Genomic DNA, 23,072 nt, shown 5'->3' on the forward strand with positions numbered 1-23,072 from the left:
GCTGATGGCATTAGTGAAAACGCCCACTCCTGTTGGAGCGGGCGGGAAACGTGACTAACTGGACAACGAATTAACGCGAGTACAGTTCGACGATCAGTGCTTCGTTGACGTCGTTGGCGATTTCGTTACGCTCTGGGAACGAACGGAACGTGCCTTCCATCTTCTTGGCATCAACCGACACCCAGCTTGGCATACCGATCTGTTCAGCCAGCGACAGGGCTTCGACGATACGAACTTGCTTTTTGGCTTTTTCACGAACAGCGATGACGTCGCCGGTCTTGACCGCGAACGACGCGATGTTGACGACGTTGCCGTTCACGGTGAACGCTTTGTGGCTAACCAGCTGACGCGCTTCAGCGCGGGTCGAACCGAAGCCCATGCGGTAGCAGACGTTGTCGAGACGCGCTTCCAGCAAACGGAGCAGGGTTTCGCCGGTGTTGCCCTTGCGACGCGAAGCTTCAGCGAAGTAGCGGCGGAACTGACGCTCGAGGACGCCGTACATGCGCTTGACTTTTTGCTTTTCGCGCAGCTGGTTACCGTAGTCCGAGGTACGGGCACCGGATTTAACACCGTGCTGGCCTGGCTTGACGTCCAGTTTGCATTTCGAATCGAGGGAGCGGCGTGCGCTCTTGAGGAACAGGTCCGTGCCTTCACGGCGGGACAGTTTTGCTTTAGGTCCGATATAACGTGCCACGATGAATCCTTTAGTTGTAAATGACGCCCCGACGCAATGCGACAGGCGCTAGTTCGAATGCCGTCTTGAACTTGTCTTGAACTTAGCAAGTTGAAAAGCGGTCGAACGGTGGCTGAAACATGCCTGCAATGTGAACATTCCAGACAACGACAGCCGGGCAGTATACCCTAACGGGGCCTGCGCCGGCAATCTTTGTGCAGTGTGACCTGCCAACGACGAAGTAGTTAGCCGAAGCTTAGATACGACGACGCTTTGGGGGACGGCAACCGTTGTGCGGTACTGGCGTCACGTCCTGGATTTCGGTGATCTTGATACCCAGGTTGTTCAGAGCACGCACAGCCGATTCACGGCCTGGGCCTGGGCCCTTGATACGAACTTCCAGATTCTTGACACCGCACTCGACAGCGACCTTGCCAGCTGCTTCGGCTGCAACCTGCGCTGCAAACGGGGTCGATTTACGCGAACCCTTGAAGCCGGCGCCACCCGAAGTCGCCCACGACAGGGCATTGCCCTGACGGTCGGTGATCGTGATGATGGTGTTGTTGAAAGAAGCGTGCACGTGGGCGATGCCCTCGGCGACGTTTTTCTTAACCTTTTTGCGGACGCGTGCTGCTGCGGCGCTGCTTTGTTGCTTGGCCATAGTCGTTTCCTATTATTTCTTGAGCGATTGTGCGGCCTTGCGCGGACCTTTGCGGGTACGAGCGTTGGTGCGGGTACGCTGACCACGCACTGGCAGACCTTTACGGTGACGCATGCCACGGTAGCAGCCCAGGTCCATCAAGCGCTTGATGTTCATGGACAGCTCACGGCGCAAATCGCCTTCAACGACAAACTTGGCGACTTCGTCGCGCAGTTTCTCGAGTTCGTTATCGTCCAGGTCTTTGACCTTTTTATTGGTCGCAACACCCGTAGCGTCGCAGATTTTCTGCGAACGTGGACGGCCAACACCGTAGATCGCCGTCAGGCCGATAACAGTGTGTTGATGATTTGGGATGTTTACCCCTGCAATACGTGCCATTCGTTATTCCTCTATCAATAACGCTAAATTAACCTTGACGCTGCTTGTGACGCGGTTCCACGCAGATTACGCGGACAACGCCTTTGCGCTTGATGATCTTGCAGTTGCGGCAGATCCGCTTGACTGATGCGAGAACTTTCATGATTGCACTCTCTTTACGTTCGGATGGTTCGATTTCTAAATTTTACTTGGTTCGGAACACAATCCGGGCCCGGCTCAGGTCATACGGCGTCAACTCCACCGTGACTTTGTCGCCAGGAAGAATGCGAATGTAATTCATGCGCATTTTACCCGAAATGTGGCCGAGCACCACGTGGCCGTTTTCCAGCTTTACTCGAAATGTCGCGTTGGGGAGATTCTCAAGAATCTCGCCTTGCATTTGTATGACGTCGTCTTTTGCCATTCGCTGTGTCTTCCTGGGCGCTTATCGCGTCGGAATGCCGCCCTTGAAATTTGCCTTGCGCAGCAGTGATTCATATTGCTGCGACATGACGTAGTTCTGTACCTGAGCCATGAAGTCCATGGTGACAACTACAATAATCAACAGGGAGGTGCCGCCAAAATAAAACGGCACTTTCCATTTGGCTTGCATAAACTCCGGCAACAAACACACCAGGGTGATATACACCGCGCCAGCCAGGGTCAATCGCATCAGAATCTTGTCGATGTAACGGGCGGTTTGCTCACCAGGACGAATCCCCGGTACGAACGCGCCACTCTTCTTCAAGTTATCTGCTGTTTCTTTGCTGTTAAACACCAGCGCTGTATAGAAGAAACAGAAAAACACGATGGCCACCGCATACAGCAGCGCATGGATGGGTTCACCAGACCCCATCGATGCCGCCAGATCTTTCAGGAAACCGATGAACGGGTTACTCGTGTCCTTGCCCTTGGTGAACCAGTCAACGATCGTAGCCGGGAACAAGATGATCGACGAAGCAAAGATCGGTGGGATCACGCCGGCCATGTTCAGCTTCAACGGCAAGTGGCTGGTTTGACCGCCATATACCTTGTTGCCGACCTGACGCTTGGCGTAATTGACCAAAATCTTACGTTGTCCACGCTCAACAAATACCACAAAGTAGGTCACCAGTACCACTAGCAGAATGATGAAGATCGCGGCAAAGCTGCTGATCGAACCGTTCGAGATCAAGGTGAACAAGCCACCCAGTGCTGCCGGCAAACCGGCCGCGATCCCGGCAAAAATGATGATCGAAATACCGTTACCCAGACCGCGCTCCGTGATCTGCTCGCCGAGCCACATCAGGAACATGGTACCGGTCAGTAAAGTCACCACGGTGACGAAACGGAACGCCATGCCGGGATCGAGTACCAACCCTGGCTGCGATTCGAGTGCCACTGCAATGCCGAACGCCTGGAACAGCGCCAGTGCCACCGTGAAATACCGGGTGTACTGGGTGATCTTGCGACGGCCTGCTTCGCCCTCTTTCTTCAGCGCTTCCATCTGCGGCGACACGATCGACACCAACTGCATGATGATCGAAGCCGAGATGTAAGGCATGATGCCGAGAGCGAACACCGTGAAGCGGGACAGGGCGCCGCCTGAGAACATGTTGAACATGCCCAGGACGCCGCCTTCGTTCTGCTTGAACAATGCTGCCAGCTGGACCGGGTCAATCCCGGGGACCGGGATGTGCGCACCGATACGGTACACGACCAACGCGCCAAGCAAAAACCAGAGCCGGCCCCAAGGGAATCCCGCTGCTGCACTCTTACCAAGTTGTGAATTAGTCGCCAATTTTTGCTCCGATCAAGCCGTTCGCCAATTAGGCTACCGAGCCACCAGCTGCTTCGATGGCCGCTTTGGCGCCCTTCGTTGCTTTGATGCCTTTGAGGTTCACCGCTTTGGTGACTTCGCCGGACAGGATGACACGCACATCGCGCGCCAGCACTGGCAGGATACCTGCTTGCTTGAGCACCAGGATGTCGACATCGCCGACCGCCAGGTTGTTCAAGTCCGACAGACGCACTTCGGCTTTGAACGTGGCGTTCAAGGACTTGAAGCCGCGTTTTGGCAGACGGCGTTGCAGAGGCATCTGACCGCCTTCGAAACCGACTTTATGAAAGCCGCCCGAACGCGATTTTTGACCCTTGTGACCACGGCCGGACGTTTTGCCCAGACCGGAGCCGATACCGCGGCCGACGCGACGCTTGTAGTGCTTGGCGCCTTCGGCTGGTTGGATGGTATTGAGTTCCATGTTTTTCTCCGTTCGTAAGCGCGAGCGCTTACGACACAACTTTCACGAGGTACGAGACTTTGTTGATCATGCCGCGCACCGATGGGGTGTCTTCCAGCTCGGAGACCGAGTTGACGCGACGCAGACCCAGGCCGCGCACGGTCGCGCGATGCGATTCGCGCGTGCCGATCAGGCCCATGACCAACTGAACTTTGACGGTTTTAGTAGCTTCTTTAGTCATCATGTTCACCTTAAGCCAGGATGTCTTCAACCGACTTGCCGCGCTTGGCGGCAATGTCGGAAGCAGTGCTCATTTTCGACAGGCCGTCGAGAGTTGCGCGCACCAGGTTGTAAGGATTCGACGAGCCGGTGGATTTCGCCACGACATCGGTTACGCCCATTACTTCGAAGATTGCGCGCATGGCGCCACCAGCGATCACGCCGGTACCAGGCTTGGCGGGCATCATCATTACTTTCGATGCGCCGTGACGGCCGGTAACGGTGTGGTGCAGGGTACCGTTCTTCAGAGGCACCTTGATCAGGTTGCGACGGGCTTCTTCCATTGCCTTCTGCACACCGACTGGTACTTCTTTCGACTTGCCCTTGCCCATGCCGATGCGGCCATCGCCGTCACCGACGACGGTCAATGCGGCGAAACCCATGATACGACCGCCCTTGACCACTTTGGTCACGCGGTTGATCGCGATCATTTTTTCGCGCATGCCATCATCCGGCTTGTCGCTTTGCATTTTTGCTTGCATTTTTGCCATGATGATATCCTTAGAACTTCAGACCGGCTTCACGCGCGGCTTCAGCCAACGCCTTCACACGGCCGTGGTAACGGAAACCGGAGCGGTCGAACGCAACTTCGGTAATCCCTGCTTTCAGAGCCTTTTCGGCGACGCGCTTGCCGACCAGTGCAGCCGCTGCAGCGTTGCCGCCGCCGCCGGTCTTGCCTGCCAGTTCGGCGCGCACTTCGGCTTCGGCGGTCGAAGCCGAAACCAGGATCTTCGCATCCGGGCTGATCAGGTTGGCGTAAATGTGCAGGTTGGTACGGTGTACCGACAGGCGATTTACTTTCATCTCCGCAATCTTGATGCGGGTCTGGCGTCCACGACGCAGACGTGATTCTTTCTTGTCCATGGTCAGCCTTCTTATTTCTTCTTGGTTTCTTTAAGCTTAACCACTTCGTTCGCGTAGCGAACGCCCTTGCCTTTGTAAGGCTCAGGGGAGCGGTAAGCACGCACTTCAGCGGCGACTTGGCCAACCTGTTGACGATCGATACCCTTGATCAGGATCTCGGTCGGCGTCGGGGTGGTGGCGGTCACGCCAGCCGGCATCGCGTGAGCGACCGGATGCGAGAAACCCAGCGAAAGGTTCAGCTTGTCACCGGCGGCCTGGGCTTTGTAGCCCACACCGACCAGGGTCAGCTTCTTCTCGAAGCCCTTGGTTACGCCGGTCACCATATTGTTGACCAGGGCGCGCAAGGTGCCCGACATCGCATTGGACTCGCGGCTGTCATCGACGACGTCGAAGGACAGGCTGCCGTTGTTGTTTTCTACTTTTACCAGGCCATTGAGCTTCTGAACAAGCGTGCCCAACGGACCTTTTACCGTGATCGACTGTGCAGTGATCGCCACTTCGGCGCCAGCTGGAACAGCGATCGGCATCTTAGCTACTCGAGACATCGTCTTCTCCTTATGCCACGTAGCAAATAACTTCGCCGCCGACACCGGTAGCGCGCGCTTTGCGGTCTGTCATGACGCCTTGCGGAGTCGACACAATCGCCACGCCCAAGCCATTCATGACGCTAGGGATGTCATCTTTGCCCTTGTAGACGCGCAGCCCTGGACGGGACACGCGATCGAGGCGCTCAATGACCGGACGGCCAGCGTAATACTTCAAACCGATTTTCAGTTCCGCCTTGCCACCGTCTTCGGTAACCGCGTAATCTTCAATGTAACCCTCGTCCTTGAGGACGTTGGCAATCGCTACTTTAACTTTCGACGATGGCATTGCCACGGTCGTCTTTTGTACGCCTTGGGCGTTGCGAATGCGGGTCAGCATATCGGCGATAGGATCGCTCATACTCATTGCATATTCTCCTATTACCAGCTTGCTTTAGTCATACCCGGAATTTCACCACGCATGGCGAATTCACGGAGCTTGATACGTGCCAGACCGAATTTACGGAATGTGCCACGTGGCCGGCCGGTGATGGCGCAGCGGTTACGCTGGCGGGTCGGGGCCGAGTTGCGCGGCAATGCCTGCAACTTCAAACGGGCTTCATAACGTTCTTCTTCCGTCTTCGACTGATCATCGATGATGGCTTTCAGAGCGGCACGCTTCGGGGCGAATTTCTCCACCAGGTCTGCACGCTTCTGTTCGCGGTTAATCAGGGATAGTTTTGCCATGATCTCAGTTTCTGAACGGGAATTTGAAGGCGGCGAGCAGAGCTTTCGCTTCGTCGTCGGTCTTGGCGGTAGTCGTGATGCTGATGTTCATACCACGCAGCGCATCGATCTTGTCGTACTCGATTTCAGGGAAAATGATCTGTTCCTTGACACCGATGTTGTAGTTACCGCGACCATCGAACGAACGACCGTTGACGCCACGGAAGTCACGCACGCGCGGCAGGGCCACGGTGATGAAACGATCGAGGAACTCGTACATACGGGCGCCACGCAGGGTGACCATGGTACCGATCGGATAGCCTTCGCGGATTTTAAAACCAGCGATTGCTTTGCGTGCCTTGGTCGTCACTGGCTTTTGGCCAGCAATTTTCGTCAGGTCGCCAGTGGCGTGCTCGATGATTTTTTTGTCAGCAATCGCTTCGCCCAAGCCCATGTTCAGGGTGATCTTGGTCAGACGCGGCACTTCCATCGCCGATTTGTAGCCAAATTTGGCCACCAGGTCAGCGACGACCTTTTCTTTATAAAAATCTTGAAGACGGGCCATGATTAAACCTTCACTTCTTGACCGGAAGACATGAACACGCGGACTTTTTTGTCATCCACGGTCTTGAAGCCCACCCGGTCTGCCTTGCCAGTCGCTGCATTGAATAATGCAACGTTGGAAATGTGAATCGGCATAGTCTTATCGACGATACCGCCCTGTACACCGGTCATTGGGTTCGGCTTGGTCGCTTTTTTAGCGACGTTGACGCCTTCAACGATGACGTGCTCAGCATCGATACGCTGCTGAACTACACCACGTTTGCCCTTGTCTTTACCGGTCAGAACGATGACTTCGTCGTTTTTACGAATCTTATCCATTACGACTCCTTACAGAACTTCAGGTGCCAGGGACACGATTTTCATGAACTTCTCAGTACGCAATTCGCGCGTGACAGGTCCAAAAATGCGCGTTCCGATCGGTTCCAGCTTGGCGTTGAGCAGCACGGCGGCATTGCCGTCGAACTTCACCAGGGAGCCGTCTTGGCGGCGCACACCTTTAGCGGTACGCACAACCACAGCGTTATAAATTTCACCTTTTTTGACACGGCCACGTGGCGCAGCAACCTTGATGGTTACCTTGATCACATCGCCAATGCCAGCATAACGGCGCTTGGAACCGCCCAATACCTTGATGCACATAACTTCCTTGGCACCGGTATTGTCGGCTACTTCGAGCCGGCTTTCAGTTTGAATCATAGTATTCTCTTTCCCAACTTAAGCCGAAGAATCCCCACAATGTGGGCCTGCGGTCAGTCTTGGTCCCGCCAGAAACCCCTGCTGGAGTCACTGATTGGGTGATGGACTTTCCAAAAACATTCGTCTCTGGTCCGCTGGCCACTTTGGGGTGACGAATTTTTGCGGCAACACATGAACGAAGCCCGCTAGTATCGCATAACACTGGCGGGCCCGCAAGAACTAAATTTTAGAGTGAGTACGGCACCACGGAAGCCGTGGCACCCTGCTCACCCGGTACTACTTTTAGATCACCTGTGCAGCTTGTACTACACGGGTCACCGTCCAAGCTTTGGTCTTGGAGATGGGGCGACCTTCCTGGATCTCAACGGTGTCACCCGTTTTGACCGAGTTGGTCTCGTCATGCGCGTGATACTTGTTCGAGCGCATGATGATTTTGCCGTACAGCGGGTGCTTAACGTGACGCTCGATCAGGACGGTGACCGTCTTGTCCATCTTGTCGGAAACAACCTTGCCGACCAGCGTACGCTTCAGGGCGACTTTAGCGGTATCAGTCATTTGGCTTCCTTCGAGTTCATTACCGTCTTCACACGCGCGATATCGCGGCGTACCTTCTTGAGCTGGGAAGTATTGCTCAGCTGTTGCGTAGCGATTTGCATGCGCATGCCGAACTGGGCCTTCAACAACTCATTCAGCTCTTTCTGGAGAGCGTCCTGGTCTTTGCCGCGGAGTTCTGTTGCTTTCATATCCAACTCCTTTTATTGGCCGACTTGGCGGATGACAAACGTCGTCGCCAGCGGCAGTTTGGCGGCAGCCAGGCGAAATGCTTCGCGCGCCAGTGTTTCGTCAACGCCGTCCATCTCATACAGGACTTTGCCTGGCTGGATTTCTGCGACGTAGTACTCTGGATTGCCCTTACCGTTACCCATACGAACTTCAGCTGGCTTGTTCGAAATTGGCTTGTCCGGGAAAATGCGGATCCAGATACGACCGCCACGTTTGATGTGACGGGTCATGGCGCGACGTGCTGCTTCGATCTGACGGGCGGTGATGCGGCCGCGAGCGACTGCCTTCAAACCGAATTCACCGAACGAGACAGCGGTGCCGCGGCTGTGAGAAATGCCGGTGTTACGGCCTTTCTGCTCTTTACGATACTTCCTGCGTGCTGGTTGCAGCATGGTTATTCTCCTGCTTTCTCAGCTGGTTCAGCTGCGGCGGGTGCTGCTGCCGCAGCTGGGGCTGCTGCCACCGGCAATTTCACCGCTGGACGAGCACGCACAACCGGCGCTGTGGATGGACGGGCGCCACCTGGACCGGCTGGACGTGGGCGGCCAGCTGGCTTGCCATCGTCACGGCGCGGGCCGCGGCTCTTCTTGTCGTCGGCCGGGGTGTCGATCACGGGTGCGTCGCCGTTTGGCGCGCGGTCACCCTTGTAGACCCAGACCTTGACGCCGATGATGCCGTACGTCGTGGCCGCTTCGCTGGTACCGTAGTCGATATCGGCGCGCAGGGTGTGCAGAGGCACCCGACCTTCGCGATACCACTCTTTACGAGCGATTTCGATACCGTTCAGACGACCCGACGACATGATCTTGATGCCCAGGGCACCCAGACGCATGGCGTTTTGCATCGCACGCTTCATCGCGCGGCGGAACATGATGCGCTTTTCCAGCTGCTGCGAGATCGAATCGGCGATCAATTGCGAATCGATTTCCGGCTTGCGGATCTCTTCGATATTGACGTGCACGGGCACACCCATGATCTTGGTCAGCGCGGTCTTCAGTACTTCGATGTCCTCGCCTTTTTTACCAATGACCACGCCTGGACGCGAGCTGTAGATCGTGAAGCGCGCATTCTTGGCAGGACGCTCGATGACGATGCGGCCAACCGAAGCGTTCTTCAGTTTCTTTTTCAGATAAGCACGTGCTGCGAGGTCTTCGTTGAGCATTTGGGCAAAGTTACCATTGCCCGCGTACCAACGCGACGCCCAGTTACGGGTTACTGACAGGCGAAAGCCTGTTGGATGAATCTTCTGTCCCATCGTGACCCCTTAGTTACCGACAGTCACGTAGATGTGACAGGATTGTTTCGAGATACGATCGCCACGACCCTTAGCGCGAGCAGTAAAGCGCTTGAGGATCGGACCCTTTTCAACATAGATCTGCACCACTTTCAGCTCGTCGATGTCGGCGCCGTCATTGTGCTCGGCGTTGGCAATTGCCGACTCCAGAACCTTCTTGATGATGGTCGCGCCTTTTTTCGGGCTGAACTGAAGAATGTCGAGTGCTGCGCCGACTTTCTTGCCGCGGATCAGATCTGCAACCAGGCGGCCCTTTTGGTCCGACAGGCGCACACCTTTGAGGATAGCTTTGGTTTCCATTATTTCTTCGCCTTCTTGTCAGCGGCATGGCCCTTGAACGTGCGGGTCAGCGCGAATTCGCCAAGCTTGTGACCAACCATGTTCTCGGAGACATACACTGGCACGTGCAGCTTGCCGTTGTGTACAGCGATGGTCAGGCCAATAAAGTCTGGCGAGATCGTCGAGCGGCGCGACCAGGTTTTGACTGGCTTTTTGTCTTTGTTCGCTTGCGCGGCTTCGACTTTTTTCACCAGGTGGGCGTCGATGAACGGCCCTTTTTTCAATGAACGTGTCATGTCTTATCCTTATTTCTTGCCGCGGCGCGAGACGATCATGGAAGTCGTACGCTTGTTACGGCGCGTCTTCTTACCCTTCGTCTGTTGGCCCCAAGGCGACACTGGATGACGACCAGCTGCGGTTTTACCTTCACCACCACCGTGCGGGTGATCGACCGGGTTCATGACCACACCGCGAACGGTAGGACGAACACCGCGCCAGCGCATGGCGCCAGCTTTACCGATTTTACGCAGGCTGTGCTCAGCGTTACCGACTTCGCCTACCGTTGCACGGCATTCGATGTGGACACGGCGCACTTCACCGGAGCGCAGGCGGACCTGGGCGTAGGTGCCTTCGCGGGCCATCAGCACGACGCCGGCGCCGGCGGTACGGGCCATCTGGGCACCCTTACCTGGCAGCATTTCGACGCAATGCATCACGGTACCGACCGGAATGTTGCGGATTGGCAGGCAGTTACCCGACTTGATTGGCGCTTCCGAGCCATTCATGACGGCGTCGCCGACAGCCATACCCTTGGTGGCGATGATGTACTGGCGCTCGCCATCGGCGTAGCACAGCAGCGCGATGTTGGCGGTACGGTTTGGATCGTATTCGATCCGCTCGACCTTCGCAGGAATGCCATCTTTCTGACGTTTAAAATCGATCAGACGGTAATGCTGCTTGTGACCACCACCGATGTGACGGGTGGTGATGTGACCGTTGTTGTTACGGCCGGCGGTCTTCGATTTCTTTTCAACCAGGGCAGCGAACGGACGACCTTTGTACAGGTCGGGGTTCACCACCTTCACCATGCCACGACGGCCTGGTGAGGTTGGTTTCATCTTTACGAGTGCCATTATTTAGCCTCCTCGGAGAAGTTGATTTCCTGGCCAGGCTTCAGGCACACGAAAGCGCGCTTGGTATGGTTGCGACGACCGTTGAAACGGCCCGAACGCTTTGCCTTACCTTCGCGATTGAGGGTCTGCACCGATTCCACTTCGACCTTGAACAGCAGTTCAACGGCGGCCTTGATTTCAGGCTTGGTGGCGTCAGGCAAGACGCGGAAAACGATTTGCTCGTTCTTTTCCGCGACCATGGTGGCCTTCTCGGAAATGACGGGCGCCTGCAGCACCTTCATCAGGCGCTCTTCGGAAAATTTGATTACGCCGCTCATGCGAACATCTCCTCGATCATGGTCAAGGCTGCTTTGGTGACCACGATTTTTTTGTAGAACACCAGCGACATCGGATCTGCATGACGGGGCTCGACAACCAGCACGTGCGGCAGGTTACGCGAAGCCAACATCAGGTTTTCGTCCGGGGTGTCGGTGATGATCATGACCGATTCCAGGCCCATGCCGCTCAGCTTTTGTGCCAGCAGCTTGGTCTTTGGCGCGTCGATGGCAAAGCCTTCGACCACCACCAGGCGCTCTTCACGAGCCAGCTGGGAAAGAATCGAGCAGATACCTGCGCGGTACATCTTCTTGTTCACTTTGTGGGTGAAGTTCTCGTCAGGCGAGTTAGGGAAGATGCGTCCGCCGCCGCGCCACAGTGGCGACGACGACATACCGGCACGAGCACGGCCCGTACCTTTTTGGCGCCAAGGCTTCTTGGTCGTGTGGTGAACTTCTTCACGATCCTTCTGCTTGCGGTTACCCGAACGCGCGTTAGCGGCGTAGGCGACGACGATCTGGTGAATCAGGGCTTCATTGTAATCACGGCCGAATACGGTATCGGCGGCGGCAACGTTCGAGCCTGCTTGTCCTTGCTCATTCAGAAGCTTCAGTTCCATCGTTAAGCTCCCTTCTGTGCTTTGGTTTTGATGGCAGGCGACACGACGACCTGGCCATTTTTCGCACCTGGTACGGCACCTTTGACCATCAGCAGCTGACGGTCGGCATCGATACGGGCGATTACGAGATTTTGAACGGTGCGGTTGACGTCACCGAGGTGACCGGTCATGCGCTTACCTGGGAACACGCGGCCTGGATCCTGCGCCATACCGATCGAGCCTGGTACGTTGTGCGAACGGGAGTTACCGTGCGTTGCGCGACCCGACGAGAAGTGGTAACGCTTGATGACGCCGGCGTAACCCTTACCAATCGTAACGCCCTGAACGTCGATCTTTTGACCGACTTCGAACAGCGAGGCAGCGACGATGTCGCCAGCTTTCAGTTCGGCAGCTTTAGCGGCATCAATGCGGAATTCTTTCAGCATCGTACCGGCTTCGACGCCAGCTTTGGCGTGGTGACCCGCAACAGCTTTGGTCACGCGGGAAGCGCGACGTTGACCGAATGCGACCTGAACGGCGGTGTAACCATCCGTTTCAGGAGTTTTGACTTGCGCAACACGGTTGTTCGACACGTCAAGCACGGTAACCGGGATCGAGTCCCCTTCATCCGTGAAGATGCGCATCATTCCAACCTTGCGACCGAGAAGGCCTAGGCTCATTTTTTCTCCATTCCCACCTACGATTGGGCGGGGCTGACTGTTTAACTACCAAGTAAAGATACGGACTCGAGACGGACGAATCCATACCGAAGCCGGCTAGTATAACGTGCAAAAGGGCTTGACGCAACAAGTTAGTTAGAGGTATGGCGTGTTGTTGCTGTGCGATTGCTGTGCGATTGCTGTGCGATTGCTGTGTTGTTGCTGTGTTGTTGCTGTGTTGTTGCTGTGCGCTTGCGCTGCCCCTGCCGACTGCGTATGAGAGCACCGCAGCCCGCCTGCTTGCGTTCGCACGACCCTGCCCCATAATGCGGTCTTTACAGATGGCCTCCGCCCCTGCCCATCCCGAAAGTTTGACTATGCGCGTCTGGTTTAACAGGACTTTTTCGTCCGTCTCCGCAGCCATCAGCCTGATCCGTCAGGCCGACCCCGCCGGCCGCTTTTACCTCATCTACAGCAATCCGAGCCCCCACGTGGCGGCCGCCCGCACGGCGCACGCATTCTATACAGAGCCACGCGGGCTCGAGATGGACGCCTATCTCGACTGGTGCCTGGCATGTTGCCGCGACCAGCAGATCGACATTTTTATTCCCGGCAAGGGCGCCACCGCCCTGGCCGCCCAGCACGAGCGCTTCGCCGCCCACGGCACCCGCATCCTCAGCGCCGCTCCAGCCGAACAACTTGAACTGATTCACGACAAGGCGCGCTTTTACGCTGCCAGCCATGTTGCCGGCGCCCCCGTCGCGCCCTTTCTGCCATTTGAAACGGCGGACCAGTTCGACGCCGCCTATGCCGCCCTGCGCCCGCAGCACCGGCAGCTGTGCATCAAGCCCTCGCACTCGGTGTTCGGCCTCGGCTTTGCCATCCTCGATGAACAACGCAGCAGCGCCGCCCTGCTGCTGGCCGGCGCCGCCTACCACATCGGCTATGACGACTTCCGCCGTGGTCTGGCCGAACTGGGCAGCTGCCGCCCCATGCTGCTGATGGCCTATCTGGACGGCGAAGAGTACAGCGTCGACTGCGTTGGCGAACATGGCCGCCTGGTGTGCGCCGTCGCCCGCCGCAAACCGGCCACTGCCGGCCAGGGGCAGTTAATCGACATGCGCGCCGACATTCTCGGCGCCTGCGCACAGCTGGCCAGCACGCATGGCTTGAATGGCGTGTTCAACATCCAGTTCCGTCTCGGCGATGGCGTCCTGCACCTGCTGGAAATTAATCCGCGTATGTCGGGTGGCATCGCCATGGCCTGCGTGGCCGGCCCGAATCTGCCGTGGATCGCCCTGTCCGGCTTTGCCGATGGCTACGGCCGGGTGCACGTGCCAGCGGTGCGCGACGGCATCCGCGTGGCCGAGCTGGCCAGCGCCACGGAACTCGCATGAGCCACTCTCCGACGCACTACCAGGTGCTGCTGCCCACCGGCGCGCTCGCACTGACCATTGAGCGCAGCGACTGCCCGCTCGACGATATCATGGGCTTTGCCGCCCGCGACAACGCCAAACGGGGCTTTCTGTTCCTCTCGAAGGTGCTGGGTAAACACTGGCCGGTGCGGCCGGCGGCGATGACGGCCATCCATGCGCGTCTGGCCGCAGCCGTGCCGCCGCTGGCCGGGCCGGTGGTCTTCATTGCCATGGCGGAAACCGCGATTGGCCTCGGCCAGGGGGTGTTCGAAGCGTGGTTACGCCTGCACCCGGACCAGCCCGCCTTGTTTCTGCACAGCTCGCGCTACCGCGTGGGCGATACTGACATCGTCGAGTTCGAGGAAGCGCACAGCCACGCGCCACGGCAGTTTTTGCACCTGCCGCCGGCTGATGCCGAGCGCCAGCTGTTATTGACGGCGAAGGCGCTGGTACTGGTCGATGACGAAGCGAGCACCGGCAACACGTTTATCAATCTGGCGCACGCCTGCCGCGCTCTCAATCCCGCCATCGGCCACGTGCACCTGGCCACCATCACCAATTTCATGGGCGACGATGCCACCGCGGCACTGTCGGCCCGCTGCGGCGTGCCGGTGACGCTGGCGTCGCCCGTGAGCGGTCACTACCAATTTACGGCGGGCCAGTTCAGCGCATCGGGCGCGCCGGCGCAGCGCTTCGATGCCGACGCCGAACGCGGCGCCAGCGGCCGTTTCGGCCGCCATGGCTTGCGCCGCGCCTTGCGCGCACCAGCGGCGCTGGCGGCGCGACTGGCGAACGACATCGCGCCAGACAACAGCGTGCTGGTGCTGGGCACCGGTGAATTCATGCACGCACCCTACCTGCTGGGCGCCGCGCTGGAACAGCTGGGCGTGAACGTCATGGTGCAGTCGAGCACCCGTTCACCCATTCTCACCTGGGGCGCGGTGGCAACCAGGCTGGCGTTTGCCGACAACTACGGCGAAGGCGTCGCCAACTATTTATATAACGTCCGCCGCGGTCAGTACCAGCACGTATTGATTTGCCACGAGACCCCTGCCAACGCCGCCCTGCGCCAGCTGGCGCAGTTGCTCGATGCCCGCCTGTTTTACTTTCAAAGCGAGACCCAGATTGACGAAGTTTCATAAATTCCTGTTCGCCGACCTCGACGACACCCTGTTCCAGTCGCGCGACAAATGCGCCACCGACGGTGCCCTCGTGCCAGCGGCCTTCCTCAAGGACGGCAGCGCCATTTCGTACACCACGGCGGCGCAGCGCGCCTTCCTCGACTTCGCCCGCGACGGCATGACGGTCATTCCCGCCACCGCCCGCAACATCGATGCCTTCGGCCGGGTCAAGCTGCCGTTCACCAGCTACGCCGTACTCGACTACGGCGGCATCGTGCTCGAACCGGGCGGCGCGGTCGACCAGCTGTGGCTGGCACGCATGCAGCAAGCGATGCAGACGGCCCTGCCCGGCCTGCGCGAACTGGCGGTGCTGATCGACAGCTGGGCAATTAGTAACGGCTTTGGCGGGCGCGCGCGCCTGATCGAAGACTGCGCCACGCCGTTTTATCTGGTCGTCAAGGACCCCGCCAAGGTGGCCGCGCGACTGGCGCCCATCGAACACCAGGTGGTGCAGCCGTGGCTCGACAGCGGCGCCGGTGGCCGCGACTATTTTATTCACCGCAATGGCAACAACCTGGCGATTTTGCCGAACGCCCTCAACAAGGCGCATGCGGTGGCTTACGTCACCGAAAAGCTGCGCGCCACCCATCCGCACATCATTACCTTCGGCATCGGCGACAGCCGCTCGGACGCCCGCTTCATGGCTGCCTGCGACTACGCCATCGTGCCGCGTGCCAGCCAGCTGGCAGCGCTCACCGTGGCGGCGCTATGAGCTTTTCCGGCAGTTACCGCGAAGGCGAGGTCGAATTTCTGCTGACCCCGCTACCCTTGCAGGATTTTGTCGACGTCGCCGACAAGGAATATTTGATCCAGTCGGGCCAGCGCCATTACAGCGAAATGCTGTCGCCCGAAGTGCTGCCCTCACAGCGCTACCTCGACGTCTTTCGCCAGGCCTGCGCCGCCAACAATGACCGGATGGCGCGCGACTGCCTGACCCTGGCTGCCTTGATCGCCGCGCGCCGCGACGGCGCCATCACGGTGGTGTCGCTGGCGCGGGCCGGCACTCCCGTGGGCGTCGTGCTCACGCGCCTGTTAAATGGGGTGCTCGAGCGCCAGGCGCACCATTATTCGGTGTCGATCATCCGCGACCGCGGCATCGACAGCAATGCCCTCGCATATATTTTGGCGCAGGGCCATGCCGCCGCATCGCTGGTGTTTGTCGACGGCTGGACCGGCAAGGGCGTCATCGCCGCCGAACTGCGCAGCACCATCGCCACCTTCAACGCCAGTCACGGCACTGCCATCGATGGCGGCCTGTACGTGCTGTCGGACCTGGCAGGCACAGCTGCCTGCGCCGCATCGTGCGACGACTATTTGATCCCTTCGAGTATCCTGAACGCGACCGTGTCCGGGCTGGTCAGCCGCTCGATTCTGAATGCATCGATCGGTCCCGGCCAGTTTCACGGTTGCGTGGTCTACCAGCAGTTCGCCGCGCACGACCAGTCGCAGGCGTTCGCCGACGCCATCGTCGCCGCCGCCGAAGCGCAGCTGTCCGCTGGCGAGGGCATGCAGGCGGCGCCGTCCGACCAGGCCCGGGCGGCGGCAGTGTCGCGGGCGTACATGCAGGCGGCGTTGCGGCAGCACGGCATCGACGACGTCAATCTGGTCAAGCCGGGCATCGGCGAGGCGACCCGGGTGTTATTGCGGCGCACGCCGCGGCTGTTGATCGTGCGCGACGGCGGCGCCCGCGATGTCGCCCACCTGCTGCTGCTGGCGCAAGAAAAACAGGTACCGATGCTGGTCGATGGCGCCCTGCCCTACCACGCGGTGTCGCTGATCAGGAGTGCTTTGGATGCTTAAATCAATGGGTGCATCGCTTTACGTGCCAGCAACCCACAAATACCTGATGGCGGTGGCCGACGGCGAACGCTTGCCGCATGTCCGTTCGCTGATTTTCTGCACCGAGGATGCGGTGGCCGAGCGCGACCTCAGCTGGGCGTTGTTCAACCTGTCGGTGGTGCTGAACAATATGCAGGCGCACACGCGTGCCGAGCGTTTCGTGCGTGTGCGCAATCCCGAGGTGCTGGCACGGGTATTGGCCATGCCGGGCGCGGACAAGCTCAGTGGCTTTGTCATCCCGAAGGCGACCAGCAGCAATTTCGAGCTGTATTTCCGCCAGGTGCGCGATACCCACCACATGCTGATGCCGACCCTGGAGACGGCCGAGGTGTTCGACGACGCCGCCATGCGTCAGTTCCGCCAGCTGCTCGAAGCGCCCGCTGTGCATCGGCGCATCCTGGCGCTGCGCATTGGCGGCAACGATTTGCTTGCCCTGCTGGGCCTGCGCCGCCCGCGCGGCATGACGATCTACCGCACCCCGCTCGGCCCCGTCATCGCGCGGCTGGCGATCACCTTTCGGCCGTACGGCTTCGTGCTGACGGCGCCGGTGTTCGAGCACCTCGATCTGCCCGAACTGCTCGACCAGGAAGTGCTGGAAGACCTGGCGCATGGCATGGTCGGCAAGACCGCCATCCACCCCAGCCAGATCGCCCTGATCGAGCAGCATTACCGGGTCAAGCCGCACGACTTGAGTGCCGCCCGCGCCATTCTCGACGTCAATGCGCCGGCGGTGTTCAAGATGCATGATTCGATGTGCGAAGTGGCCACCCACCGGGCCTGGGCCCAGCGCATGGTCGAGCAGTCGGACGTGTTTGGCGCCCATCCGCACGAAGCGAGCGCCAGCGCACAATAGAAAACAGAGAAAAGAGAAAAGCGCGGTCCCCGTTCTTTGCGTGGACCGTGCCAAAAGAAAAGGGCCGGTCAAACCGCATGACTGCGACTTGACCGGCCCTGATGTACTACCTGTTCTGGTGGGCGGTGCAGAATTCGAATCTGCGACCCCTTGGATGTCGACCAAGTATTCTAACCAGCTGAACTAACCGCCCTGAGGGGACGCATTGTAAATAACGGCTGGACTATATGCAAGCTTTGTTTGCGAAAACCCATCAATGGTCAGCACAGGGCCTAAGCGAGCGCCAGCCGCCGGGCGCTGGCCGGGCGGCCGATCTGAAACACCGCCACCGCAGTGACCAGCGCGCTTGCCTCGCCTTGCAGGCCGGTCGCCGCCGCGGCCATCTGTTCGACCAGCGCCGCGTTTTGCTGGGTGTTTTCGTCCATCGCAGTGACGGCGTGGCTCACCTGTTCGACGCCGGTACTCTGTTCGGCGCTGGCGGCACTGATCTCGGCCATGATGCGAGTCACCCGTTCGATGGCGACGACGACGTCACCCATGGTGGTGCCGGCCTTGCCGACCAGCGCCGTACCCTGCTCGACCCGCTCGACGCTGTCGGTGATCAAGGTCTTGATTTGCCTGGCGGCGGCGGCCGAGCGCTGCGCCAGGTTGCGCACTTCGGTCGCCACGACCGCAAAACCGCGCCCCTGCTCGCCGGCCCGGGCCGCTTCGACGGCCGCATTCAGGGCGAGAATATTGGTCTGAAATGCAATGCCGTCGATCACTCCGATGATGTCGGCAATTTGCCTGCTCGAATCGCTGATCTGTTTCATGGTATCGACCGCTTGCGCCACCACCTGCCCGCCTATGACGGCAACGCCGGCGGCGCGCTGCGCCAGCTGGTCGGCCTCGTGCGCATTGCCGGCATTCTGTTTGACGGTGGCGTTGAGCTCCTCCATCGACGCCGCCGTTTGCTCGAGCGCACTGGCCTGGGCTTCCGTGCGGCCGCTCAGATCCATATTGCCCTGCGCAATCTGAATACTGGCAGAGGCCACCAATTCGCTGCCTTCGCGCACTTTTTCAACCACGCTGACCAGGCTGCCCTGCATTGCACTCAAGGCGCGCAGCAACTGCCCGGTCTCGTCGCGCGCCGTCACGTTGATGGGCGAACTGAGGTTCCCCTGGGCCACCGTCTTAGCAATCTCGACCGCCTGGGCGATCGGCGCCAGGATCGAGCGGGTAATAAAGATCCCTGCCAACAGCAGTAAGGCCAGTACCGCAAGGCAGGCCGCCGCCATGGTGTTGCGCTGCCCGACGAACTCGGCACTGGCTTGGGCAACGATCTGGGCGCTGCTTCGGTCGTTCCAGTCTGCATAAAGACGCGTCGCCCTGACCAGCGAGGCCAGCAGCGGACGGCACTGCTGGTTCATCATGGCAATGGCGGCGTCTTTTTGATCGCTCAACGCAAGCTCGACGATCTTCATGGCCACCGGTGCATACGCCGCTTCAATGCCGGCGATGGCAGCGATCATGGCGCGCGCCTCGCTGGAAGTATCGTTTGCTTCCGCCAATCCTTGCAGGCGCCGCAAGCTGTTACCCACTTCCTGGTGGGCCTGGATGACGACGGCTTTTTCCTCGGCCAGATCGGGCGCCGACGTCACCAGCACCAGGTTGCGCGCGGCAATCGCCCGCAGGTCGACCGCCTCCCTGACGTCATGGGCGGCATTCTGGCGCGCAATAATACCGTTGACGTAATGGTCGAAGCTATCGTTGGCGGCTTGCAGAGAGTGCAGGAACAAGAGGCAAAACAGCACAAAAATTCCTCCAAGCAAGCTGTACGACAGTATTAATCTGGCCCTGATGGTGAGGTTACGCATGGTATTGGTCCGTTTTGGTCAATGGAAATGGTGAGGGGGGGCTTGCCAGCACCGGCAGATCGAGCAGCGCCACTGGCAGCGGACGGCCGAACAGGTAGCCCTGGAAGCGCTGACAGCCTTGGCTCTTCAGGTAGGCCAGTTGCGCGGCCGTCTCGACGCCTTCGGCAATCACGCTCAAGCCGAAGCCGGCGGCCAGCGCAATGATGGCGCTGACGATGACGGCATCGTTGGCGTCGCTGATAAGGTGTTTGACAAAGCCGCGGTCGATCTTGATTTCGTACAGGGGCAGCAGTTTCAGATACGACAGCGAGGAAAAGCCCATGCCGAAATCGTCCAGCGACATCCGCATGCCGCAGCGCCGCAACGCCGCCATCTTGTCGACGGTGCGATCGACTTCCTCGAGCAGCAGGCTTTCCGTCAGCTCAAGAATGAGCAGGGTCGGATCGATGCCGCTGCGCTCGACGATCTGCAGCACGCGGGCGACAAAATCGCCGTCGCTGAACTGGCGCGCGCTGACATTGACGGCAATCGTCAGCTGCGCACTGGCCGGCGCCATCGACCACTGCTGCAGCTGGGCGCAGGCTGTTTCCAGCGTCCAGTAGCCCAGCTCGACAATCAGACCTGATTCCTCGGCCAGGCCAATAAAGGCATCCGGCATCACCAGGCCCTTGCTGGGGTGCTGCATGCGCAGCAGCGCTTCGACACCGGTGAGGACGCCGCCAGCGTCGACCTGAGGCTGGTAGTGCAGCACGAAGCTGTGCTGCTCCATGGCCAGGCGCAGATCCTCCATCTGTGCGCTGTGGACGGCGATGCGCTCCTGCATGGCCGGGTCAAAAATGCGCTGCAGGTTGCGCCCGGCCGCCTTGGCGCTGTACAAGGCAATGTCGGCGTGCTGCATCAGCTCGTCCGGCGAGTGCGCAGTACCGCAAAACAGGACCACGCCAATACTGGCCGACATCCGGTGCGATACCCCGTCGTGCTCATACGGCGCGCTGATCAGGCGCAGAATCATCTGGCCGATCGCCACGACTTCGCGCGCGGCCAGATCGACATCACAGCTGAGCTTCTCGAGGATGATGACGAATTCATCGCCGCCGCTGCGCGCCACCGTATCCTGGCTGCGCATGGCGCCGCTCAGGCGCGCGGCAATGAGCTTGAGGATCTGGTCGCCCGCATCATGACCATGGGTATCGTTGAGGGTTTTAAAGTGATCGAGATCGAGGAACAACAGGGCACCATGCTGGCCACTGCGCGCGGTTAGCGCCAGCGCGTGGCTGAGCCGGTCCTGCATCAGGCGCCGGTTCGGCAGCTCGGTGAGCGGATCGAGGAAGGCGAGCCGGCGGATGGTTTCCTCCGATTGCTTCAGGGCCGTCACATCGGTCGACAGTTCACCAAGCAAATGTTGGCCGGCCGAGCCGATGAAGGGAAAGCGGATGTTCTTGCGGTAAGCCACCGAGGCTGGGGTCAGGTGAAATTCCTGGATCGTCTCGTGCGCGCGCGCGCTGGCCATGATGGCCTGGTCGTTCACCACGACCGCTGCCATCAACTGATCCGGCGACAGGGCGTCGAGCGGTCCGACGCGCGAGGCGGCATCAGCGCACAGCGCGCTGTCCCAGCCCTTGTTGGTGTACAGGTAATGGCCATCCTGGTTGCGAATCGACGCCATGAACGGGCCCGCATCCATGAATGCATGAAAGCGCTTTTCACTATCGATGAGCGCCAGCTCGGCGCGCCGCAGGCTGGCGCGCGCGGCGGCGTCGTCCAGTTCACGCTGGAGGGCGGGGGCCAGCCGCGACAGGTTGTGTTTCATGACGTAATCGTTGGCCCCCGCTTTCATCAGGGCCACGGCCATTTCTTCGCCTACCGTGCCGGAGACCAGAATGAACGGCAGGTCGGACTGCACCGCCTTGCAAATGAGCAGCGCTTCCATGCCACTGAAGCCGAGGATCGAGAAATCGGACAGCACCACATCCCATGGCTGCGCCAGCGCCGCCATCAGTGCGGCCCGGTCATGCACGCGCTGCCAGCTGAGCTCGAAACCGCCGCGGCGCAGCGCGCGCAACACCAGCAGGGCGTCGTCTTCGCAGTCTTCGACCAGCAGGACGCGCAGCGCGCCGCTCATGCCGTGGTCCAGGCAGCGCAGCTGGCATCGCCAGGCATCACCAGCGCGGCCTTACAGCGGCTGCGCATGCTGCCCCGGCGATGCGCAAAAGTAAAAGGTGGCGCCCTGGCCGCCGCATGCAGGCGCTGGAAGGCATCGAACATTTTTTCCATGTACATGCGGTCGAAGCCGGCGCCGTTGTCGGCGACAAAGTAGACGGTTTTTCCCTGTTCCACCGTGGCGCCAAAGCGGATCACGGCGGCGGTGGTCTTACCGGTAAACTTCCAGGCATTTTCGAGCAGGTTTTGCATCATGATCTGCAGCAGCGCGCGGTCGCCGTCCATGCATACTTGCGGCGCAATTTCCCAGCGCACCTGGCGCTGGGGATGTTCAGCGTCGAGGCGGGCGGCGATCGCCGTGCACAGCTGGCTCAGGTCGACCGGCCGGCTGCACAAGGCCGCCCGTCCCACCTCCGACAGGCGCAGCAGGTCATCGATGAGTTTGCCCATGCGCTCGCTGGCCAGCCGAATGCGCTGCAGCGCGTCCTGCCCTTCGGCGTCGAGCTGGCTGGCGTGGTCTTCCAGCAGCGCCAGCGAAAAGCCGTCCATGCTGCGCAGCGGGCCCCGTAAATCATGCGAGACCGAGTAGCTGAAAGCCTTCAGTTCATCGTTCAGGCCGTTCAGCTCGGCATTTTTTTGACTGAGCATGTTTTCGGCGCGGATACGGTCATCGATTTCCAGGCGTAACTGTTCATTGCTGGCCGCCAGTGCGGCCGGACTGGGCAGGGCGAGCGCGAACGGCAGCAGCTTCATCAGCAAAAAAGCGGTCGGAATCGACGCCAGCGCCGTGATCGCCTTGACCGCCCCAGAGAGCCAGTAGTCGGGATACCAGACGGTCCACACCTCGATCACGTGGCTGGCGCCGCAGGCCAGGATGAAGATGGCAAAACACAGGAACATCCAGTGAAACTGCAAGTCCTTGCGCCGGCGGACGAACACGATCAGCGTAAGCGGGATGGTGAAATACGCCATGGCGATCAGGGAATCGGAAATGACATGCAACCACAACAGCACAGGCTCCCACATGTAGCAATGGCCATGCGGCATAAAATTTTCCGAGGAAAAATAGCTGCGCAGATTATTCAAGGGAAATTCTCGGGACAAGGTTTGGGGGCCGATAGCGGCAGCAGGGACGCCACCAGAA

34 protein-coding genes and 1 tRNA gene are annotated in these 23,072 nt (G+C 59.5%); 5 read left to right on the top strand and 30 right to left on the bottom strand.

The genetic code is table 11. From position 1 onward, the window contains the following. Window positions 1-70: 70 nt before the first annotated feature. The 26 genes from rpsD to rplC all read right to left on the bottom strand — a co-directional run bounded on the left by rpsD (window position 71) and on the right by rplC (window position 12,645). A complete protein-coding gene (gene rpsD / locus ACP7BZ_RS18070; protein ID WP_426115696.1) occupies window positions 71-694 on the bottom strand; it encodes a 30S ribosomal protein S4 in 624 nt (207 codons plus the stop codon). A 235-nt stretch (window positions 695-929) separates the two neighbouring features. Continuing rightward, complete coding sequence (rpsK, locus tag ACP7BZ_RS18075; protein WP_008444339.1) at window positions 930-1,334, bottom strand: 30S ribosomal protein S11; 405 nt, start codon at window positions 1,332-1,334, stop codon at window positions 930-932. Window positions 1,335-1,346: 12 nt separating this feature from the next. Beyond that, entirely contained in the window at window positions 1,347-1,712 is a 366-nt protein-coding gene (gene rpsM, locus ACP7BZ_RS18080; RefSeq protein WP_426115698.1) for a 30S ribosomal protein S13, read from the bottom strand. Window positions 1,713-1,740: 28 nt separating this feature from the next. Further along, complete coding sequence (rpmJ, locus tag ACP7BZ_RS18085; protein WP_010394471.1) at window positions 1,741-1,854, bottom strand: 50S ribosomal protein L36; 114 nt, start codon at window positions 1,852-1,854, stop codon at window positions 1,741-1,743. Between the two features lie 42 nt (window positions 1,855-1,896). Further along, on the bottom strand, window positions 1,897-2,115 hold the full coding sequence (gene infA, locus ACP7BZ_RS18090) for a translation initiation factor IF-1 (RefSeq protein WP_005663428.1): 219 nt from the start codon (window positions 2,113-2,115) through the stop codon (window positions 1,897-1,899). A gap of 21 nt (window positions 2,116-2,136) precedes the next feature. Then, a complete protein-coding gene (gene secY, locus ACP7BZ_RS18095) occupies window positions 2,137-3,471 on the bottom strand; it encodes a preprotein translocase subunit SecY (protein ID WP_426115700.1) in 1,335 nt (444 codons plus the stop codon). A 28-nt stretch (window positions 3,472-3,499) separates the two neighbouring features. Further along, entirely contained in the window at window positions 3,500-3,931 is a 432-nt protein-coding gene (rplO, locus tag ACP7BZ_RS18100) for a 50S ribosomal protein L15 (protein WP_426115702.1), read from the bottom strand. A 28-nt stretch (window positions 3,932-3,959) separates the two neighbouring features. Next, complete coding sequence (rpmD, locus tag ACP7BZ_RS18105; RefSeq protein WP_426115765.1) at window positions 3,960-4,151, bottom strand: 50S ribosomal protein L30; 192 nt, start codon at window positions 4,149-4,151, stop codon at window positions 3,960-3,962. A gap of 10 nt (window positions 4,152-4,161) precedes the next feature. Then, window positions 4,162-4,680: a 30S ribosomal protein S5 gene (gene rpsE / locus ACP7BZ_RS18110; RefSeq protein ID WP_054265836.1), complete on the bottom strand. Its 519-nt coding sequence runs from the start codon at window positions 4,678-4,680 to the stop codon at window positions 4,162-4,164. Between the two features lie 10 nt (window positions 4,681-4,690). Then, window positions 4,691-5,053: a 50S ribosomal protein L18 gene (gene rplR, locus ACP7BZ_RS18115; RefSeq protein WP_426115704.1), complete on the bottom strand. Its 363-nt coding sequence runs from the start codon at window positions 5,051-5,053 to the stop codon at window positions 4,691-4,693. A gap of 11 nt (window positions 5,054-5,064) precedes the next feature. Next, window positions 5,065-5,598: a 50S ribosomal protein L6 gene (rplF, locus tag ACP7BZ_RS18120; RefSeq protein WP_426115705.1), complete on the bottom strand. Its 534-nt coding sequence runs from the start codon at window positions 5,596-5,598 to the stop codon at window positions 5,065-5,067. Window positions 5,599-5,608: 10 nt separating this feature from the next. Then, on the bottom strand, window positions 5,609-6,004 hold the full coding sequence (gene rpsH, locus ACP7BZ_RS18125) for a 30S ribosomal protein S8 (RefSeq protein ID WP_426115707.1): 396 nt from the start codon (window positions 6,002-6,004) through the stop codon (window positions 5,609-5,611). 14 nt (window positions 6,005-6,018) lie between these two features. After that, complete coding sequence (gene rpsN, locus ACP7BZ_RS18130; protein ID WP_099789568.1) at window positions 6,019-6,324, bottom strand: 30S ribosomal protein S14; 306 nt, start codon at window positions 6,322-6,324, stop codon at window positions 6,019-6,021. Window positions 6,325-6,328: 4 nt separating this feature from the next. After that, window positions 6,329-6,868, bottom strand: a complete 540-nt coding sequence (rplE, locus tag ACP7BZ_RS18135) for a 50S ribosomal protein L5 (protein WP_426115710.1) — start codon at window positions 6,866-6,868, stop codon at window positions 6,329-6,331. A gap of 2 nt (window positions 6,869-6,870) precedes the next feature. After that, window positions 6,871-7,185: a 50S ribosomal protein L24 gene (gene rplX, locus ACP7BZ_RS18140; protein ID WP_426115711.1), complete on the bottom strand. Its 315-nt coding sequence runs from the start codon at window positions 7,183-7,185 to the stop codon at window positions 6,871-6,873. A 9-nt stretch (window positions 7,186-7,194) separates the two neighbouring features. Next, the gene (rplN, locus tag ACP7BZ_RS18145) at window positions 7,195-7,563 is read right to left on the bottom strand and encodes a 50S ribosomal protein L14 (RefSeq protein ID WP_099789560.1); all 369 of its coding nucleotides are present in this window, start codon (window positions 7,561-7,563) and stop codon (window positions 7,195-7,197) included. A gap of 282 nt (window positions 7,564-7,845) precedes the next feature. Continuing rightward, window positions 7,846-8,118 (bottom strand): 30S ribosomal protein S17, encoded by a 273-nt coding sequence (gene rpsQ, locus ACP7BZ_RS18150; RefSeq protein WP_426115714.1) that lies wholly within the window; start codon window positions 8,116-8,118, stop codon window positions 7,846-7,848. Then, window positions 8,115-8,306 (bottom strand): 50S ribosomal protein L29, encoded by a 192-nt coding sequence (gene rpmC / locus ACP7BZ_RS18155; protein ID WP_131429172.1) that lies wholly within the window; start codon window positions 8,304-8,306, stop codon window positions 8,115-8,117. The genes rpsQ and rpmC overlap by 4 nt, the downstream gene beginning before the upstream one ends. A 12-nt stretch (window positions 8,307-8,318) precedes the next feature. Next, on the bottom strand, window positions 8,319-8,738 hold the full coding sequence (gene rplP / locus ACP7BZ_RS18160) for a 50S ribosomal protein L16 (RefSeq protein ID WP_099789552.1): 420 nt from the start codon (window positions 8,736-8,738) through the stop codon (window positions 8,319-8,321). 2 nt (window positions 8,739-8,740) lie between these two features. Then, a complete protein-coding gene (gene rpsC / locus ACP7BZ_RS18165) occupies window positions 8,741-9,601 on the bottom strand; it encodes a 30S ribosomal protein S3 (protein ID WP_426115716.1) in 861 nt (286 codons plus the stop codon). A gap of 9 nt (window positions 9,602-9,610) precedes the next feature. After that, window positions 9,611-9,943 carry a 50S ribosomal protein L22 gene (rplV, locus tag ACP7BZ_RS18170; protein WP_219884135.1) on the bottom strand — a complete coding sequence of 111 codons (333 nt, stop codon included), beginning with the start codon at window positions 9,941-9,943 and terminating at the stop codon, window positions 9,611-9,613. Then, on the bottom strand, window positions 9,940-10,215 hold the full coding sequence (rpsS, locus tag ACP7BZ_RS18175; RefSeq protein ID WP_119811777.1) for a 30S ribosomal protein S19: 276 nt from the start codon (window positions 10,213-10,215) through the stop codon (window positions 9,940-9,942). Before rpsS ends, rplV begins: the two co-directional genes overlap by 4 nt. Window positions 10,216-10,224: 9 nt before the next feature. Further along, complete coding sequence (rplB, locus tag ACP7BZ_RS18180; RefSeq protein WP_131429169.1) at window positions 10,225-11,052, bottom strand: 50S ribosomal protein L2; 828 nt, start codon at window positions 11,050-11,052, stop codon at window positions 10,225-10,227. Beyond that, the gene (gene rplW / locus ACP7BZ_RS18185; RefSeq protein WP_426115719.1) at window positions 11,052-11,369 is read right to left on the bottom strand and encodes a 50S ribosomal protein L23; all 318 of its coding nucleotides are present in this window, start codon (window positions 11,367-11,369) and stop codon (window positions 11,052-11,054) included. Before rplW ends, rplB begins: the two co-directional genes overlap by 1 nt. Continuing rightward, window positions 11,366-11,986, bottom strand: coding sequence for a 50S ribosomal protein L4 (gene rplD / locus ACP7BZ_RS18190; RefSeq protein WP_426115721.1), 621 nt, complete (start codon window positions 11,984-11,986; stop codon window positions 11,366-11,368). Before rplD ends, rplW begins: the two co-directional genes overlap by 4 nt. 2 nt (window positions 11,987-11,988) lie before the next feature. Further along, window positions 11,989-12,645 carry a 50S ribosomal protein L3 gene (rplC, locus tag ACP7BZ_RS18195; protein WP_426115723.1) on the bottom strand — a complete coding sequence of 219 codons (657 nt, stop codon included), beginning with the start codon at window positions 12,643-12,645 and terminating at the stop codon, window positions 11,989-11,991. A 356-nt stretch (window positions 12,646-13,001) separates the two neighbouring features. On the opposite strand from rplC, the gene ACP7BZ_RS18200 reads away from it, so the two are divergent. From ACP7BZ_RS18200 to ACP7BZ_RS18220, 5 genes are read left to right on the top strand one after another with little or no spacing between them, the layout of a single operon-like run. Beyond that, window positions 13,002-14,021 carry an ATP-grasp domain-containing protein gene (locus ACP7BZ_RS18200; protein WP_426115724.1) on the top strand — a complete coding sequence of 340 codons (1,020 nt, stop codon included), beginning with the start codon at window positions 13,002-13,004 and terminating at the stop codon, window positions 14,019-14,021. Next, a complete protein-coding gene (locus tag ACP7BZ_RS18205; protein WP_426115726.1) occupies window positions 14,018-15,181 on the top strand; it encodes a phosphoribosyltransferase domain-containing protein in 1,164 nt (387 codons plus the stop codon). Before ACP7BZ_RS18200 ends, ACP7BZ_RS18205 begins: the two co-directional genes overlap by 4 nt. After that, a complete protein-coding gene (locus ACP7BZ_RS18210; protein WP_426115728.1) occupies window positions 15,165-15,932 on the top strand; it encodes a hypothetical protein in 768 nt (255 codons plus the stop codon). The genes ACP7BZ_RS18205 and ACP7BZ_RS18210 overlap by 17 nt, the downstream gene beginning before the upstream one ends. Further along, window positions 15,929-17,020 (top strand): cysteine protease StiP family protein, encoded by a 1,092-nt coding sequence (locus tag ACP7BZ_RS18215; RefSeq protein WP_426115730.1) that lies wholly within the window; start codon window positions 15,929-15,931, stop codon window positions 17,018-17,020. The genes ACP7BZ_RS18210 and ACP7BZ_RS18215 overlap by 4 nt, the downstream gene beginning before the upstream one ends. Window positions 17,021-17,024: 4 nt before the next feature. After that, window positions 17,025-17,912 carry an HpcH/HpaI aldolase/citrate lyase family protein gene (locus tag ACP7BZ_RS18220; RefSeq protein ID WP_426115732.1) on the top strand — a complete coding sequence of 296 codons (888 nt, stop codon included), beginning with the start codon at window positions 17,025-17,027 and terminating at the stop codon, window positions 17,910-17,912. A gap of 116 nt (window positions 17,913-18,028) precedes the next feature. On the opposite strand, the gene ACP7BZ_RS18225 is transcribed toward ACP7BZ_RS18220, so the two are convergent. The 4 genes from ACP7BZ_RS18225 to ACP7BZ_RS18240 all read right to left on the bottom strand — a co-directional run bounded on the left by ACP7BZ_RS18225 (window position 18,029) and on the right by ACP7BZ_RS18240 (window position 23,014). After that, a tRNA-Val gene (locus ACP7BZ_RS18225) sits at window positions 18,029-18,105 on the bottom strand. A gap of 79 nt (window positions 18,106-18,184) precedes the next feature. Continuing rightward, a complete protein-coding gene (locus ACP7BZ_RS18230) occupies window positions 18,185-19,768 on the bottom strand; it encodes a methyl-accepting chemotaxis protein (RefSeq protein WP_426115733.1) in 1,584 nt (527 codons plus the stop codon). Continuing rightward, the gene (locus ACP7BZ_RS18235) at window positions 19,761-21,890 is read right to left on the bottom strand and encodes a putative bifunctional diguanylate cyclase/phosphodiesterase (RefSeq protein WP_426115735.1); all 2,130 of its coding nucleotides are present in this window, start codon (window positions 21,888-21,890) and stop codon (window positions 19,761-19,763) included. Before ACP7BZ_RS18235 ends, ACP7BZ_RS18230 begins: the two co-directional genes overlap by 8 nt. Further along, window positions 21,887-23,014 carry a sensor histidine kinase gene (locus ACP7BZ_RS18240; protein ID WP_426115737.1) on the bottom strand — a complete coding sequence of 376 codons (1,128 nt, stop codon included), beginning with the start codon at window positions 23,012-23,014 and terminating at the stop codon, window positions 21,887-21,889. The genes ACP7BZ_RS18235 and ACP7BZ_RS18240 overlap by 4 nt, the downstream gene beginning before the upstream one ends. Window positions 23,015-23,072: the final 58 nt, after the last annotated feature.

Origin of the sequence: Massilia sp. PWRC2 (genome assembly GCF_049896725.1) — a bacterium.
In the GTDB taxonomy this organism is placed as follows: Bacteria; Pseudomonadota; Gammaproteobacteria; order Burkholderiales; family Burkholderiaceae_D; genus JAFCUW01.

Coding starts and splice junctions, on each gene's coding strand:
- ACP7BZ_RS18215 (WP_426115730.1), top strand. CDS start 15,929: ATGAGCTTTTCCGGCAGTTACCGCGAAGGCGAGGTCGAATTTCTGCTG.
- rpmC (WP_131429172.1), bottom strand. CDS start 8,306: ATGAAAGCAACAGAACTCCGCGGCAAAGACCAGGACGCTCTCCAGAAA.
- rpsE (WP_054265836.1), bottom strand. CDS start 4,680: ATGGCAAAAATGCAAGCAAAAATGCAAAGCGACAAGCCGGATGATGGC.
- rpsC (WP_426115716.1), bottom strand. CDS start 9,601: ATGGGACAGAAGATTCATCCAACAGGCTTTCGCCTGTCAGTAACCCGT.
- rpsS (WP_119811777.1), bottom strand. CDS start 10,215: ATGACACGTTCATTGAAAAAAGGGCCGTTCATCGACGCCCACCTGGTG.
- rplX (WP_426115711.1), bottom strand. CDS start 7,185: ATGGATAAGATTCGTAAAAACGACGAAGTCATCGTTCTGACCGGTAAA.
- rplD (WP_426115721.1), bottom strand. CDS start 11,986: ATGGAACTGAAGCTTCTGAATGAGCAAGGACAAGCAGGCTCGAACGTT.
- rplW (WP_426115719.1), bottom strand. CDS start 11,369: ATGAGCGGCGTAATCAAATTTTCCGAAGAGCGCCTGATGAAGGTGCTG.
- rpsM (WP_426115698.1), bottom strand. CDS start 1,712: ATGGCACGTATTGCAGGGGTAAACATCCCAAATCATCAACACACTGTT.
- ACP7BZ_RS18230 (WP_426115733.1), bottom strand. CDS start 19,768: ATGCGTAACCTCACCATCAGGGCCAGATTAATACTGTCGTACAGCTTG.
- rpsK (WP_008444339.1), bottom strand. CDS start 1,334: ATGGCCAAGCAACAAAGCAGCGCCGCAGCAGCACGCGTCCGCAAAAAG.
- rplE (WP_426115710.1), bottom strand. CDS start 6,868: ATGGCCCGTCTTCAAGATTTTTATAAAGAAAAGGTCGTCGCTGACCTG.
- infA (WP_005663428.1), bottom strand. CDS start 2,115: ATGGCAAAAGACGACGTCATACAAATGCAAGGCGAGATTCTTGAGAAT.
- rpsN (WP_099789568.1), bottom strand. CDS start 6,324: ATGGCAAAACTATCCCTGATTAACCGCGAACAGAAGCGTGCAGACCTG.
- rpmD (WP_426115765.1), bottom strand. CDS start 4,151: ATGACTAAAGAAGCTACTAAAACCGTCAAAGTTCAGTTGGTCATGGGC.
- rpmJ (WP_010394471.1), bottom strand. CDS start 1,854: ATGAAAGTTCTCGCATCAGTCAAGCGGATCTGCCGCAACTGCAAGATC.
- rplO (WP_426115702.1), bottom strand. CDS start 3,931: ATGGAACTCAATACCATCCAACCAGCCGAAGGCGCCAAGCACTACAAG.
- rpsQ (WP_426115714.1), bottom strand. CDS start 8,118: ATGACTGATACCGCTAAAGTCGCCCTGAAGCGTACGCTGGTCGGCAAG.
- rplC (WP_426115723.1), bottom strand. CDS start 12,645: ATGAGCCTAGGCCTTCTCGGTCGCAAGGTTGGAATGATGCGCATCTTC.
- rplR (WP_426115704.1), bottom strand. CDS start 5,053: ATGGACAAGAAAGAATCACGTCTGCGTCGTGGACGCCAGACCCGCATC.
- ACP7BZ_RS18200 (WP_426115724.1), top strand. CDS start 13,002: ATGCGCGTCTGGTTTAACAGGACTTTTTCGTCCGTCTCCGCAGCCATC.
- ACP7BZ_RS18220 (WP_426115732.1), top strand. CDS start 17,025: ATGGGTGCATCGCTTTACGTGCCAGCAACCCACAAATACCTGATGGCG.
- ACP7BZ_RS18205 (WP_426115726.1), top strand. CDS start 14,018: ATGAGCCACTCTCCGACGCACTACCAGGTGCTGCTGCCCACCGGCGCG.
- rplF (WP_426115705.1), bottom strand. CDS start 5,598: ATGTCTCGAGTAGCTAAGATGCCGATCGCTGTTCCAGCTGGCGCCGAA.
- ACP7BZ_RS18235 (WP_426115735.1), bottom strand. CDS start 21,890: ATGAGCGGCGCGCTGCGCGTCCTGCTGGTCGAAGACTGCGAAGACGAC.
- rpsH (WP_426115707.1), bottom strand. CDS start 6,004: ATGAGTATGAGCGATCCTATCGCCGATATGCTGACCCGCATTCGCAAC.
- rplB (WP_131429169.1), bottom strand. CDS start 11,052: ATGGCACTCGTAAAGATGAAACCAACCTCACCAGGCCGTCGTGGCATG.
- rplN (WP_099789560.1), bottom strand. CDS start 7,563: ATGATTCAAACTGAAAGCCGGCTCGAAGTAGCCGACAATACCGGTGCC.
- rplP (WP_099789552.1), bottom strand. CDS start 8,738: ATGCTGCAACCAGCACGCAGGAAGTATCGTAAAGAGCAGAAAGGCCGT.